Below are 13,225 nucleotides of genomic sequence, written 5' to 3' on the forward strand. Positions count from 1 at the left end.
TGGGCCTACCACCGCCCCTACACCTCAGACGCCCAACGACAAGCAGCATTCCCCGACTGGCTCGACTGGTACAACTACCACCGACCCCACACCGGAATCGACGGCCAACCCCCAGCCAACCGCGTCACCAACCTGCCGGGACAGCACATCTAGATGGCTGAGTTGGCGTGGAGTCGTCCAAGTCCGACGATCAATCCGTCAGACAGTGGCCTCACCAATCTGGCATATGGCCTCAGAAGCCGGACGCCACATCCGCCTGTAGGTTCTCCGCCTCCGTGTTATGTGCCAACGCTGTGACCTGCGGCCCTGCCCGGCGTCTCACGCCGTGTCATCCGGTGGTTGTCTCAGCTTCCGTGTCATTTGCTCAGCTCTCCTGTTCGAGGCGGGCCGCTGACCAGCAACATGACATTGGCGTGAGACTGCGGCGGAGAATATGACACGGAACCGGAGAACCCACACCGCCGAGGCTCAGGTCTGGGCCATGTCCACGAAGCGGGAGTAGTGCCCCTGGAAGGCGACGGTGATCGTCGCCGTCGGGCCGTTACGGTGCTTGGCCACGATCAGATCCGCCTCGCCCGCGCGCGGCGACTCCTTCTCGTACGCGTCCTCACGGTGCAGGAGGATGACCATGTCGGCGTCCTGCTCGATGGAACCCGACTCACGCAGGTCCGAGACCATCGGCTTCTTGTCCGTGCGCTGCTCGGGACCACGGTTCAGCTGCGAAAGCGCGATCACCGGAACCTCGAGCTCCTTCGCGAGCAGCTTGAGGTTACGGGACATGTCCGAGACCTCCTGCTGGCGGCTCTCGGCCCGTTTGGAACCGCCGGACTGCATCAGCTGCAGATAGTCGATGACGACCAGGCGCAGGTCGTTGCGCTGCTTGAGCCGACGGCACTTGGCACGGATCTCCATCATCGAGAGGTTCGGCGAATCGTCGATGTAGAGCGGGGCGGCCGAGACATCGGGCATCCGGCGGGCGAGCCGGGTCCAGTCCTCGTCCGTCATCGTGCCGGAACGCATGTGGTGCAGCGCCACTCGGGCCTCGGCCGAGAGCAGTCGCATCGCGATCTCGTTGCGCCCCATTTCGAGGGAGAAGATGACGCTCGGCAGGTTGCTCCTGATCGAGGCCGCTCGGGCGAAGTCCAGCGCCAGCGTCGACTTACCCATGGCGGGACGGGCGGCGATGACGACCATCTGGCCCGGATGCAGGCCGTTCGTCAGGGAGTCGAAGTCGGTGAAGCCCGTGGGGACTCCGGTCATCTCGCCGCTGCGGGAACCGATCGCCTCGATCTCGTCGAGCGCGCCCTCCATGATGTCGCCGAGCGGCAGATAGTCCTCGCTGGTGCGCTGCTCGGTGACGGCGTAGATCTCGGCCTGGGCGCTGTTGACGATCTCGTCCACGTCGCCGTCGGCCGCGTATCCCATCTGGGTGATCCGCGTGCCCGCCTCGACGAGGCGGCGCAGGACGGCGCGCTCGTGGACGATCTCGGCGTAGTACTCGGCGTTGGCCGCCGTCGGCACCATCTGGACCAGGGTGTGCAGATACGATGCGCCACCCACGCGCGTGATCTCGCCGCGCTTGGTGAGCTCGGCGGCGGCCGTGATCGGGTCGGCCGGCTCGCCCTTCGCGTACAGGTCGAGGATCGCCTGGTAGATCGTCTCGTGAGCCGGGCGGTAGAAGTCGTGGCCCTTGAGCACCTCGACGACGTCCGCGATCGCGTCCTTGGAGAGCAGCATGCCGCCGAGCACGGACTGCTCCGCATCAAGATCCTGCGGCGGTACGCGCTCGAACGCGGAACCGCCGTCCCAACCGCCCCCCTCCCGGCCCCGGTCGTGCTGATCCTCACGGCCACCCGACTCGTTGCGCCGGCGGGAGGCGGGCAGACGATCGCTGGGACCGCTGTCGGCCCACGGGTCGTCCAAGGGCTCGGAAATGCTCACCGAACCACCTCCTCCCGTCCGCCGCGCGGACCTAGCCGTGCCCCTCTTTCCTACGGCACGACACTGACAAATCGGAGCCGGAACTCCGCTTCCGACGCGTCGATGTCGGGGGGCTTTCACGACCGGAAAAAGACGCCGGGCGCTGCACCACGGTAGGGCTGCGGGCACCGTCAGCCAATCTGGTTATCCACAGGCACTGTGGATGACGGGCGAGATGCTGTGGAGAAGTGTGCCCAACCTGTGCACGGCTCGGTGGACAGGTCTGTGAACAAGCCCTCAGGCTTTCCTGAAAACATCCCCTGACCTGGTCTTTCACTCCCTCACAGCTGTGCATAAGAAAAACTTTCCCCATCGGGGCAAGTTCCTGTCGCCCCGCGCCCGGCGCACCCCTCGGCCAGCGATCAAGTAAGGGTCACAGCACAGTTGCATCACTTACCTGTGGAAGATTAGATTGGTGCCCATGACACAGGCCCCCGGGACCACCAAAGATGTACGCCGCCGCCACGATCGGGAGATCGTGGCGCTGGCCGTCCCGGCCTTCGGCGCACTCGTCGCCGAGCCCCTCTTCGTCATGGCCGACAGCGCCATCGTCGGCCATCTCGGCACGGCCCAACTGGCCGGCCTCGGAGTCGCCTCCGCCCTCCTGATGACCGGCGTCAGCATCTTCGTCTTCCTCGCCTACGCCACCACGGCAGCCGTCGCCCGACGCGTCGGAGCCGGAGATCTGCCGGCCGCCATCCGCCAGGGCATGGACGGCATCTGGCTGGCCCTGCTCCTCGGAGCCCTGGTGGTCGCCGTCATCGTGCCGACGACACCAGAACTCATCTCGGCCTTCGGCGCCTCGGACACCGCCGCACCGTACGCCGTCACGTATCTGCGGATCTCCTCCATCGGCATCCCCGCCATGCTGATCGTGCTCGCCGCGACCGGTGTCCTGCGCGGACTCCAGGACACCAAGACCCCGCTCTACGTCGCCATCGCCGGTTTCGCGGCCAACGCGGTCCTGAACGTCGCCCTCGTCTACGGCGCCGGCTTCGGCATCGCCGGATCCGCCTGGGGCACGGTCATCGCCCAGTGGGGGATGGCGGCCGCCTATCTGGTCGTGGTGGTTCGCGGCGCCCGGCGGCACGGGGCCTCGCTCCGGCCCGACGCCGCGGGCATCCGCGCCTGCGCCCAGGCGGGCGCCCCACTCCTAGTACGGACCCTTTCCCTGCGAGCGATCCTGATGATCGCCACGGCAGTGGCGGCACGTCTCGGGGACACGGAAGTCGCAGCGCACCAGATCATCCTGTCGCTGTGGAGCCTGCTGGCCTTCGCCCTCGATGCGATCGCCATCGCCGGGCAGGCGATCATCGGCCGCTACCTCGGTGCAGGAGACGCGGCAGGTGCACGGGCCGCCTGCAAACGCATGGTGGAGTGGGGCATCGCCGCCGGCCTCGTACTCGGGCTCCTGGTGATCGTGGCCCGGCCGGTGTTTCTGCCCCTGTTCACCAGCGACGCCGGCGTACAGGACGCCGCCTTCGTCGCCCTTCTCGTGGTGGCCCTGTCCCAGCCGGTCTCCGGGATCGTCTTCGTACTCGACGGCGTACTGATGGGTGCCGGAGACGGCCGGTACCTGGCCTGGGCCATGCTCGTCACGCTCGCGGCGTACACACCGGTAGCCCTGCTCGTACCGACCATCGGCGGCGGACTGGCCGCGCTGTGGGGCGCGATGGCGCTGATGATGGTCATCCGCATGGTGACCCTCTGGTTCCGCACACGCTCCGGCCGGTGGATCGTCACCGGCGCCACTCGCTGACCCGGCCGCTCGCCCCTCGGCCGACAACTGCCGACGGCTGTTTCACGTGAAACAGCCGCGTGAAACAGCCGCGTGAAACCGCGGTCGACCGGCCGACCTCATCGAGCATGGCGGTCGCAGGGCAGGTCACCGTCGGCCCCGCACAAACACGGAGGGCCCGCACCTCACAGGTGCGGGCCCTCCGGCTGTCTACGACAGTGCGCGAATCAGCGCCTCAGGCGGCGACAACCTCGATGTTGACCTTGGCGGCCACCTCGGGGTGCAGACGCACAGACGCCTCGTGGGCGCCGAGCGACTTGATCGGCGCGCCCAGCTCGATACGACGCTTGTCGACCTCGGGGCCACCGGCAGCCTTGATCGCCGAAGCGACATCAGCAGCGGTCACGGCACCGAAGAGACGGCCGGCGTCGCCCGAACGAGTCGCCAGGCGAACCTTGACGGCCTCGATCTGGCCCTTGATCGAGTTGGCCTGCTCGATCGTCTGGATCTCGTGGATCTTGCGAGCACGACGGATCTGCTCGACGTCCTTCTCGCCACCCTTGGTCCAGCGGATCGCGAAGCGACGCGGGACCAGGTAGTTGCGAGCGTAGCCGTCCTTGACGTCGACGACGTCGCCCGCGGCACCGAGGCCGGTGACCTCGTGGGTGAGGATGATCTTCATGATTCGGTCACCCTTCCCTTATCGCGCGGTGGACGTGTAGGGCAGCAGCGCCATCTCACGGCTGTTCTTGACGGCCGTGGCGACGTCACGCTGGTGCTGCGTGCAGTTGCCGGTCACGCGGCGGGCACGGATCTTGCCGCGGTCGGAAATGAACTTCCGCAGCATGTTCGTGTCCTTGTAGTCCACGTACGTGACCTTGTCCTTGCAGAATGCGCAGACCTTCTTCTTAGGCTTGCGCACAGGCGGCTTCGCCATGGTGTTTCTCCTGTGTGATCAAGAAGTGTGGGTACGTACCCGCCCTTAGAAGGGGGGCTCGTCCGAGTAGCCGCCGCCACCGCCGGAGCTTCCGCCCCAGCCGCCACCGCCGCCGCCCTGCTGGCCGCCGCCGGCGGGCGCGCCGGTCGCCCAGGGGTCAGAGGCGGGTGCACCGCCCTGCTGCTGGCCGCCGCCGGGTCCGCCCCAGCCGCCGCCACCCTGGCCGCCGCCCTGTCCGCCACCGCCACCTTGGCCACCTCGGCCGCTGGTCTTGGTGACCTTGGCCGATGCGTACCTCAGCGAGGGGCCGATCTCGTCGACCTCCAGCTCCACGACAGTCCGCTTCTCACCCTGCTGGGTTTCGTACGAACGCTGCCGCAACCGTCCCTGAGCCACCACACGCGTACCGCGCGTGAGGGTCTCGGCGACGTTCTCAGCGGCCTGCCGCCAGATCGATGCGCGGAGGAACAGCGCGTCGCCGTCCTTCCACTCATTGGTCTGCCGGTCGAAGGTCCGGGGGGTCGAGGCGATCGTGAAGTTGGCTACGGCCGCACCGGAAGGGGTGAAGCGCAGCTCGGGGTCATCGGTCAGGTTCCCGACGACGGTGATGACTGTCTCGCCTGCCATGGTGATGACCTCTCGCGTGTGCTTTACGGCTTGGCTCTAGCGGTTGGCTGCTACTCGGTTCCCGAGTCGCCGAGCGGGAAGGCTCAGTGAGTCTCGGGACGGAGGACCTTGGTCCGGAGGACCGACTCGTTCAGGTTCATCTGGCGGTCGAGCTCCTTGACGATCGCAGGCTCGGCCTGCAGATCGATGACCGAGTAGATGCCCTCGGGCTTCTTCTTGATCTCGTACGAGAGACGACGACGGCCCCAGGTGTCGACCTTCTCGACCTTTCCGTTGCCCTCACGGACGACGGAGAGGAAGTTCTCGATCAGCGGGGAGACAGCGCGCTCCTCGAGATCGGGGTCGAGGATGACCATCACCTCGTAGTGACGCATGTGGAACCCACCTCCTTTGGACTCAGCGGCCACGGTCGTTCCGTGGCAGGAGGGTCGTGATGCGTTCGCAACGGTATCGGCCGCCACTGACATTGGGCTCCCACGCGGGGGGCCTGTGCTTGTGGCCCGGCCCGGAAGGACCAGGGCAGACACCGGTGCAGACCGTAAACAGTACCTGCACCCCGGCCCCCGGTTGAAATCCAGTGGTGAGAGGCCGCAATCTGTACACATCGGGTGTCCAGGGCGCTACGATGCGCCGGTTCTCCGCCAGGAGGTGCCTCATGGCACAGGCAATGCGACCGAACTCCGCGACCTCTCTCTTCGCCACCGACGGCAAGCCCCATCCGCTGCAGGACGGCCTGCTCGCCGTGACCTTGGTGCTGGGTCTGACCGCGCTCATCACCGCGATGTTCCACAGCCTGCATCTGCTCAGTTCCTGGGCAGGTCTGGTCGGAATCGTGACCGGCGCGTACGGCCAGTACATCTCGGAGACCACCCGGGAGCGCTTCGGGCTGATCCTCGGCCTCGGTGCTTCGGCCATCGGCTTCTTCCTGGGTATGGCGCACGGCGGCCTGTTCGGCGGGCTCTGAGCCGAGTTCTGAACCCCGCTCCTGAGGACGCCCGGCGTGGGCGGCACCACGGTCACGCCGGGCGACGTTGCATGCGGCCATCCGGGGCGATCCCCGGGCGCAGTAGGCTTCGGCGCGAGAGCCGGAGCCCCTGCCCCATGGGGACACACCTGCCGAGGAGCGCCCCGCATGAGCCTGACCCTGAGGACCATCAGCCGTGAGCAGCATCTGGCATACATCCAGACCCTGCCGTCGGCCAGTCACTGCCAGGTCCCGGCGTGGGCTGATGTGAAGAGCGAATGGCGCTCGGAGAACCTCGGCTGGTTCGACGACCGCACCGGCGAGCTGGTGGGCGCGGGTCTGGTCCTCTACCGCCAGCTGCCGAAGGTCAAGCGCTACCTCGCGTACCTCCCCGAGGGCCCGGTCATCAACTGGCACGCCCCCAATCTGGACGAGTGGCTGCAGCCGATGCTCGCCCACCTCAAGCAACAGGGCGCCTTCTCCGTGAAGATGGGGCCGCCGGTCGTGATCCGCCGGTGGGACGCTCCGGCGATCAAGGCCGGTATCCAGAACCCGGATGTGAAGCGCCTGCGGGACGTGGAGGCCAGTCATATCGAGCCGCGCGCCTTCGAGGTCTCGGACCGGCTGCGGCGCATGGGGTGGCAGCAGGGCGAGGACGGCGGCGCCGGCTTCGGTGACGTACAGCCCCGCTACGTCTTCCAGGTACCGCTGGCCAACCGCTCCCTCGACGACGTACTCAAGAGCTTCAACCAGCTCTGGCGCCGCAACATCAAGAAGGCCGAGAAGGCCGGCGTCGAGGTCGTCCAGGGCGGCTACGAGGACTTGGCCGAATGGCAGCGGCTCTACGAGATCACCGCCGTGCGCGACAAGTTCCGTCCGCGGCCGCTCAGTTACTTCCAGCAGCAGTGGAACGCCCTCAACTCCGAGGACCCGAACCGCATGCGGCTGTACTTCGCCCGCCACAACGGCGTGAACCTCTCGGCGGCGACGATGCTCGTGGTCGGCGGGCACGTCTGGTACTCCTACGGAGCCTCCGACAACATCGGGCGCGAGGTCCGTCCCTCGAACGCCATGCAGTGGCGGATGCTCCGCGACGCCTACGCCCTCGGCGCCAGCGTCTATGACCTGCGTGGCATCTCCGACTCGCTGGACGAGACCGACCACCTCTTCGGTCTGATCCAGTTCAAGGTCGGCACCGGCGGCGAGGCCGTCGAGTACATCGGCGAGTGGGACTTCCCGCTCAACAAGCTGCTGCACAAGGCGCTCGACATCTACATGTCGCGACGCTGAACCGCTAGACCGAGCACAATTCGCTTTCATACCCCTGATACACCGCAGGCACGAGAAAGGTTCCGGGTCCGGCCATGGCGCTCACGCTTTATGTCGACACCACGCGCTGGCGAGCACACCACAAGCACGTGCTCGAGCAGTTCCCGGGGCTGGTCCCCGTCTGCAAGGGCAACGGCTACGGCTTCGGCCACGAGCGGCTCTCCGAGGAGGCGACCCGACTCGGCACCGACATGCTCGCCGTCGGCACGACGTACGAAGCCGCTCGGATCAAGGACTGGTTCGGCGGCGATCTGCTGGTCCTGACGCCGTTCAGGCGGGGCGAGGAGCCGGTGCCGCTGCCCGACCGGGTGATCCGATCCGTGTCGTCCGTCGAGGGCGTCCACGGACTCGTCGGGGCGCGTGTGGTCATCGAGGTGATGAGCTCGATGAAGCGGCACGGCGTCAGCGAGCAGGACCTGAGCAGCCTGCACGCCGCGATCGAGGACGTACGCCTCGAGGGCTTCGGTATCCATCTGCCGCTCGACCGCACCGACGGATCGGACGCGGTGGAAGAGGTCATCGGCTGGATGGACCGGCTGCGGACCGCACGTCTGCCGCTGCACACCATGTTCGTCAGCCATCTCTCCGCGTCCGAACTGGCAAGGCTGCAGCAGCAGTTCCCGCAGACCAAGTTCCGGGTCCGCATCGGCACCCGGCTCTGGCTCGGCGACCATGACGCGACGCAGTACCGCGGCTCCGTACTCGACGTCACGCCCGTGGTGAAGGGCGAACGCTTCGGCTACCGGCAGCAGAAGGCGGCCTCCGACGGCTTCCTGGTGGTCGTGGCCGGCGGCACCTCGCACGGAGTCGGCCTGGAAGCGCCCAAGGCGCTGCACGGTGTGATGCCGCGGGCGAAGGGGGTGGCGCGGGCCGGTCTCGCCACGGTGAACCGGAATCTGGCCCCGTTCGTCTGGGGCGACAAGCAGCGCTGGTTCGCCGAGCCCCCGCACATGCAGGTGTCGATCCTGTTCGTTCCCACCGACGCCGCCGAGCCGAAGGTCGGCGACGAGCTCGTGGCCCATCTGCGGCACACCACCACGCAGTTCGACCGCCTGGTCGACCACTGACCGGACGGCCCGCACCGTCCTGAAGACCTGACGAGGCCCCCGCAGCGTGCCTGCTGCGGGGGCCTCGTCACGTCACATCACGAAGAGAGTCATTCGTCGGAACGCGGCGTTCCGCTCGCATCGGTGTCGCGCATCTCGGCCCCGGGCGCATCGCCCCCGCCACCCGCCGGCTTCGTGCCCCAGTGCACCTGCGCCCCGCTCGCCCCGTCGCCCGAGGCATGCCGCGGTGGATGGGCCGCCCGCCCGAACACGAAGACGTCACGGGCCCCGTCGAGCACACCCCCTGACGGGTCGTCGGACCCGTCGCGGCGCACCACGTCCCGTTCCGGCATCAGGATGTCGCGCACGACGACGGCGCACAGATAGAGCGTGCCGATCAGATGCGCCGCGACGGCCAGGTGATAGCCCTCCTGCGGCAGACCGTGGTGCTTGTCCCCGCTGGTCGTGTACGCGAGATACATCCAGATCCCGAGGAAGTACATGACCTCGCAGGCCTGCCAGATCAGGAAGTCCCGCCATCGGGGCCGGGCCAGGACGGCGAGCGGTACCAGCCACAGGACGTACTGCGGCGAGTAGACCTTGTTGGTCAGGATGAACGCCGCGACGACGAGCAGCGCCAGCTGCGCGAAGCGGGGTCGCCGCGGCGCGGTCAGCGTGAGAGCACCGATGCCGAGGCAGGCCACGAGCATCAGCGCGGTGGCGAGCGTATTGACCGACTCCGTACTGAGCGGACTGTCCGAACGCTGCTGCAGGATGAGCCAGATGGACCCGAAGTCCACGCCTCGTTCCTGGCTGAAGGTGTAGAACTTCCCCCATCCTTCAGGGGCCTTGATCATCACCGGCAGATTCACGACCAGCCACGCGCCGATCGTCCCCGCGGCCGCGACGGCGAAGTCCCGCCATTTCCCGGCCCGCCAGCACAGCACCAGGAGCGGCCCGAGCAGCAGCGCCGGATAGAGCTTGGCGGCGGTGGCCAGCCCGAGCAGGATCCCGAAGGCGAGCGCGCGCCCCCGCGACCACATGAGCATGGCCGCGGCAGTGAGCGCGATGGCGAGCAGGTCCCAGTTGATCGTGGCGGTGAGTGCGGCAGCGGGCGCGAGCGCGACCAGGAGACCGTCCCAGGGACGCAGCCGGTGGGTGCGGGCCACGCAGACGGCGATGATCACAGCACAGATCATCAGCATCCCGGCGTTGACCATCCAGTAGACCTGCTCGCGGTACTGGAGCGAGTCACCGCCGTCCGTGGGAACTCCGGTGATCCATGCGGCGACCTGCATGAACACCCCGGTCAGCACCGGGTATTCGAGGTACTCCATATCGCCGGGCAGCCGGTCGAAGTACGGCACGAGCCCGTCGGAGAAGCCTCGCCCCACGAAGAGATGCGGGATGTCCGAGTAGCACGCGTGGGTGTACTGGGCTCCCGCGCCCGAGAACCAGGCCCCGTCGTAGCAGGGCAGCTTCTGGACCATGCCCAGCGCGAACATGCCGATGGCGACGAGCACGATGACGCGCACCGGAGTCCACCACGAGCCCCCGAGCTTCGCCCACCGGCCGACCGGGCCGCCGAAGACCTCGCTGCCCGCCTCAGCCACCTCGTCCTGCCGGGTGGGACGGACGAGTTGCTCCTCGGTCTTCGACTGCGGCGAGTGCTGCGTGCTCGTGCTACTGCTCGGGCTCGTACTCGTCATGGGGCACATCCTGCCGTACAAGACTGTGGAGACGGCGAGGGCCGCCGCACCGGTCGGTGCGGCGGCCCTTGTTTCACGTGAAACATGACTCGGTCGGGGCAGGGTGCCCGAGCCGACGGTCAGTCAACTCCGCCGAGCCAGCCGCCGTTGTCGCCTCCGCCGTTGTCGCCTCCGCCGTTGGGAGGCTCGGGCGAATTGCTGGTGCCGCCGTCCTGGCCGCCGTCTTGACCACCGTCCTGGCCGCCGTCCTGACCACCGTCCTGGCCGCCGTTCTCATTGCACGTCGGGTCCCACGGTTTACAGCTCTCGGTCGGCGACGGAGGCGGTGACGACGGCGTGTTCGACGGCTCGTCCGGCTCCTCCGTCGGCTCCTCCGTCTCCTCGGTCTCCGTCGGAGTGGGAGTCGGGCTCGGGACGTCGCCGACGATCTCACCGATGGGGCCCGGCTCCGGGAACTCCTCGGGGTCGACGCCCTTCATCGCGTCCGACATGTAGTCCTTCCAGACCTGTGCCGGAATGTCGCCACCGTGGATGGAGGGAACGCCGCCCGTCCCGTTCATGGAAAGGAGCTCGCCCTTCGCCGGATCGGTCCGGTAGAGCGTGACCGCGGTGGACAACTCGCGGGTGTAGCCGACGAACCACGCCGACTTGTTCTTGTCCGTCGTACCGGTCTTGCCGGCCACCGGGAAACCGATGTCGGCGACCTTCTTGCCCGTGCCGTTCTTGACCACGTTCTGAAGGGTCTTGGTGACCGTGTCGGCCACATCGGTGTCCATGGCCGCCTCGCGCTTGGGCTTGCTGAAGCCGGGCAGCTCCTCGCCGTCCTTGACGACCTTGGTCACGGAGAACGGCTCGTGGTGCGCGCCCGAGGCGGCGAAGGTGCCGTACGAGTCGGCCATCCGGATCGCACTCGGCGTCGAAGTACCGAGCGAGAACGAGGCGTTGTCCATGTTGCCCTTGTCGAAGCTGCTCTCCAGGATGCCGGTGCTCGCGGCGACCTCCTGGGTCTTCTTGAGGCCGACGTCAATGCCGAGCTGGACGAACGGGGTGTTGATGGACTGCTCCATCGCCTTGTCCAGAGTCACCGGACCCCAGGCCCGGTCGCTCTCGTTCTTCTGCCGGAACGGCTCACCGTCCGGGCCCTTGATCGGCTCGCCGTTCTGGTCCTTGATGATGGCCTTGTCGTTGCCGTTGTACAGGCTCTTGATCGAGATCGGACGGCCGTCGCTCTTCACCGTGCCGTGCTCGAGCGCGGCGGCCAGGACGTACGGCTTCCAGGTCGAGCCGACCGGCACACCCCGAGTGTCGGCGTTGTTCGAGTAGTGGCCCTTGTCGTGGCCCGCGCCGCCGTAGAGCGCGACGATGGCGCCGGTCTTCGGGTCGACGGATGCGCCACCGAACTGCACGTTCTTGTCGGTCTTCGGGCGCGCCTTGTCGTCGAGGAAGTCCTTGCGCGTGGCCTTGACGGCCTTCTCCATCGCCTTGACCTTCTTCTCGTCGAAGGTCGTGTAGATCTTGTAGCCGCCCTTTTCGAGCTCCTCGGCGGGGATGTTCAGCTTGTTGGCGACGTAGTCCTTGGCAGTGCTGACCAGGTAACCGGTCTGGCCCGCCACCGTGGACTTCCTGTTCGTCGGCTTCGGGAAGCCCTTGACCTTCGCACGCTCGGTCTCGGTCATCGACCCGGTTTCGACCTGGCGGTCGAGGATCCACTCGTAGCGCTTCGTGGCACGCGCCGTGTTGGCCTCGGCACTCGCGTTCGCGCCGAGACCGCCGTCGGGGCTGAAGAGGTTCGGACCCTTGAGCATGGCGGCGAGGAACACACTCTGCTCGGTGGACAGCTGCACCGCGTCCACGTCGAAGTACGCGCGCGCCGCCGCCTGAAGACCGTAGGCGTTGCGTCCGTAGTAAGCGGAGTTCAGATAGCCGGCCAGGATTTCTTCCTTGTCGACCTTCGCGCCCACCTTTATGGAGATGAACAGCTCTCTGGCCTTACGGGACAGGGTCTGGTCCTGCTTCAGGTACATGTTCTTCACGTACTGCTGGGTGATCGTCGAGCCGCCCTGGGTCTCCGAGCCCTTCGCCATGTTGACCACGGCGCGGGCGATACCCATCGGGTCGACGCCCTTGTCCTCGTAGAACGAGGCGTTCTCCGCGGCGATCACCGCGTTCTGCATGGACTTGGGGATCTGGTCGAACTCGATGTTCTGCCGGTTGGCCTCGCCGCCGGTCGATGCCATCTGGCTGCCGTCGTCCCAGTAGAAGACGTTGTTCTCGGCCTGGGCCGCCTTGTTCGGGTCGGGGATTTCCACCATCGCGTAGGCGATGCCCGCAATACCCACCAGGACGCCGATGAACGCAACGACGCTGCCCAGAACCTGCTTCCAGGACGGAACCAGCTTGCGCCAGCCGTGCTTGTTCGACCGGGGATAGTCGATGAACCGCTTCTTCGGGGGCTCCTGGCCCCGCCCGCGGCCACGTCCGGGCCCACCGCCGGGCCCGCCGGTACCGCGGCGGCCACCGCCGCCGTGGCCCGCCCCGCCGGCACCCTCCGCGCCGCGGCGCCTGCCGCCACCGGTGGAGCCGACACTGCGCTGCGCGGCCCGACGGGCTTCCGCCCGGCCGCCGTAGGGACGGTCCTCGTCCCCGGAAGGTCCATAAGAACCTGAGGGTGATCCGGTGGCGCCTCGCGGGGCGGCTCGGCGTCCGGAAGAAGTTCCGGGGACGCCGCGCCTTGCCGCGGCACGTCCGCCGCCCTGGGGCTGCGGCGGTTTGCGACGGTGCTCGCTCATCGAACGACTACTCCTCGGGCAGGCGCGCCATATGCGCCTGGAAGCGGCAGGTGTATTCCGGTCCCCCCGATGTACGGACGCGCCCCTGTTGCGGCTCGATCCGCAC

Annotated in this window: 12 protein-coding genes; 5 read left to right on the forward strand and 7 right to left on the reverse strand. The window is 67.5% G+C overall.

What is annotated here, in order from left to right; genetic code table 11:
• Positions 1 to 153 (forward strand): integrase core domain-containing protein (locus DSC45_RS34920; protein WP_162929444.1); only part of this gene is annotated, 153 nt, incomplete at its 5' end.
• 315 nt (positions 154 to 468) lie between these two features.
• Here DSC45_RS34920 and dnaB read toward each other — a convergent pair.
• Positions 469 to 1,941 carry a replicative DNA helicase gene (dnaB, locus tag DSC45_RS34925; protein WP_119296077.1) on the reverse strand — a complete coding sequence of 491 codons (1,473 nt, stop codon included), beginning with the start codon at positions 1,939 to 1,941 and terminating at the stop codon, positions 469 to 471.
• 460 nt (positions 1,942 to 2,401) lie between these two features.
• Here dnaB and DSC45_RS34930 point away from each other — a divergent pair, with 460 nt between their 5' ends.
• Complete coding sequence (locus tag DSC45_RS34930; RefSeq protein WP_119296078.1) at positions 2,402 to 3,739, forward strand: MATE family efflux transporter; 1,338 nt, start codon at positions 2,402 to 2,404, stop codon at positions 3,737 to 3,739.
• Positions 3,740 to 3,953: 214 nt separating this feature from the next.
• Here the strand turns inward: DSC45_RS34930 and rplI are convergent, their stop codons facing one another.
• The 4 genes from rplI to rpsF all read right to left on the reverse strand — a co-directional run bounded on the left by rplI (position 3,954) and on the right by rpsF (position 5,656).
• A complete protein-coding gene (gene rplI, locus DSC45_RS34935; RefSeq protein WP_119296079.1) occupies positions 3,954 to 4,400 on the reverse strand; it encodes a 50S ribosomal protein L9 in 447 nt (148 codons plus the stop codon).
• Positions 4,401 to 4,418: 18 nt separating this feature from the next.
• Positions 4,419 to 4,655: a 30S ribosomal protein S18 gene (gene rpsR / locus DSC45_RS34940; protein WP_003949403.1), complete on the reverse strand. Its 237-nt coding sequence runs from the start codon at positions 4,653 to 4,655 to the stop codon at positions 4,419 to 4,421.
• 45 nt (positions 4,656 to 4,700) lie between these two features.
• Positions 4,701 to 5,282: a single-stranded DNA-binding protein gene (locus tag DSC45_RS34945; protein ID WP_119296080.1), complete on the reverse strand. Its 582-nt coding sequence runs from the start codon at positions 5,280 to 5,282 to the stop codon at positions 4,701 to 4,703.
• An 83-nt stretch (positions 5,283 to 5,365) separates the two neighbouring features.
• Positions 5,366 to 5,656: a 30S ribosomal protein S6 gene (rpsF, locus tag DSC45_RS34950; RefSeq protein ID WP_073787253.1), complete on the reverse strand. Its 291-nt coding sequence runs from the start codon at positions 5,654 to 5,656 to the stop codon at positions 5,366 to 5,368.
• A 281-nt stretch (positions 5,657 to 5,937) separates the two neighbouring features.
• Between rpsF and DSC45_RS34955 the strand changes: the two genes are divergently transcribed.
• The 3 genes from DSC45_RS34955 (at position 5,938) to DSC45_RS34965 (ending at position 8,642) form a co-directional block, all read left to right on the forward strand.
• Positions 5,938 to 6,246: a hypothetical protein gene (locus DSC45_RS34955; protein ID WP_119296081.1), complete on the forward strand. Its 309-nt coding sequence runs from the start codon at positions 5,938 to 5,940 to the stop codon at positions 6,244 to 6,246.
• Positions 6,247 to 6,414: 168 nt separating this feature from the next.
• Positions 6,415 to 7,536: a lipid II:glycine glycyltransferase FemX gene (locus tag DSC45_RS34960; RefSeq protein ID WP_119296082.1), complete on the forward strand. Its 1,122-nt coding sequence runs from the start codon at positions 6,415 to 6,417 to the stop codon at positions 7,534 to 7,536.
• A gap of 74 nt (positions 7,537 to 7,610) precedes the next feature.
• Positions 7,611 to 8,642 carry an alanine racemase gene (locus DSC45_RS34965; protein ID WP_119296083.1) on the forward strand — a complete coding sequence of 344 codons (1,032 nt, stop codon included), beginning with the start codon at positions 7,611 to 7,613 and terminating at the stop codon, positions 8,640 to 8,642.
• Between the two features lie 89 nt (positions 8,643 to 8,731).
• On the opposite strand, the gene DSC45_RS34970 is transcribed toward DSC45_RS34965, so the two are convergent.
• Together DSC45_RS34970 and DSC45_RS34975 are read right to left on the reverse strand one after the other, a co-directional pair.
• The gene (locus tag DSC45_RS34970) at positions 8,732 to 10,330 is read right to left on the reverse strand and encodes a glycosyltransferase family 87 protein (RefSeq protein ID WP_119296084.1); all 1,599 of its coding nucleotides are present in this window, start codon (positions 10,328 to 10,330) and stop codon (positions 8,732 to 8,734) included.
• 119 nt (positions 10,331 to 10,449) lie between these two features.
• Positions 10,450 to 13,119, reverse strand: a complete 2,670-nt coding sequence (locus DSC45_RS34975; protein WP_119296085.1) for a transglycosylase domain-containing protein — start codon at positions 13,117 to 13,119, stop codon at positions 10,450 to 10,452.
• Positions 13,120 to 13,225 lie beyond the last annotated feature (106 nt).

The organism is Streptomyces sp. YIM 130001 (genome assembly GCF_003574445.1).
Classification (GTDB): Bacteria; Actinomycetota; Actinomycetes; order Streptomycetales; family Streptomycetaceae; genus Streptomyces.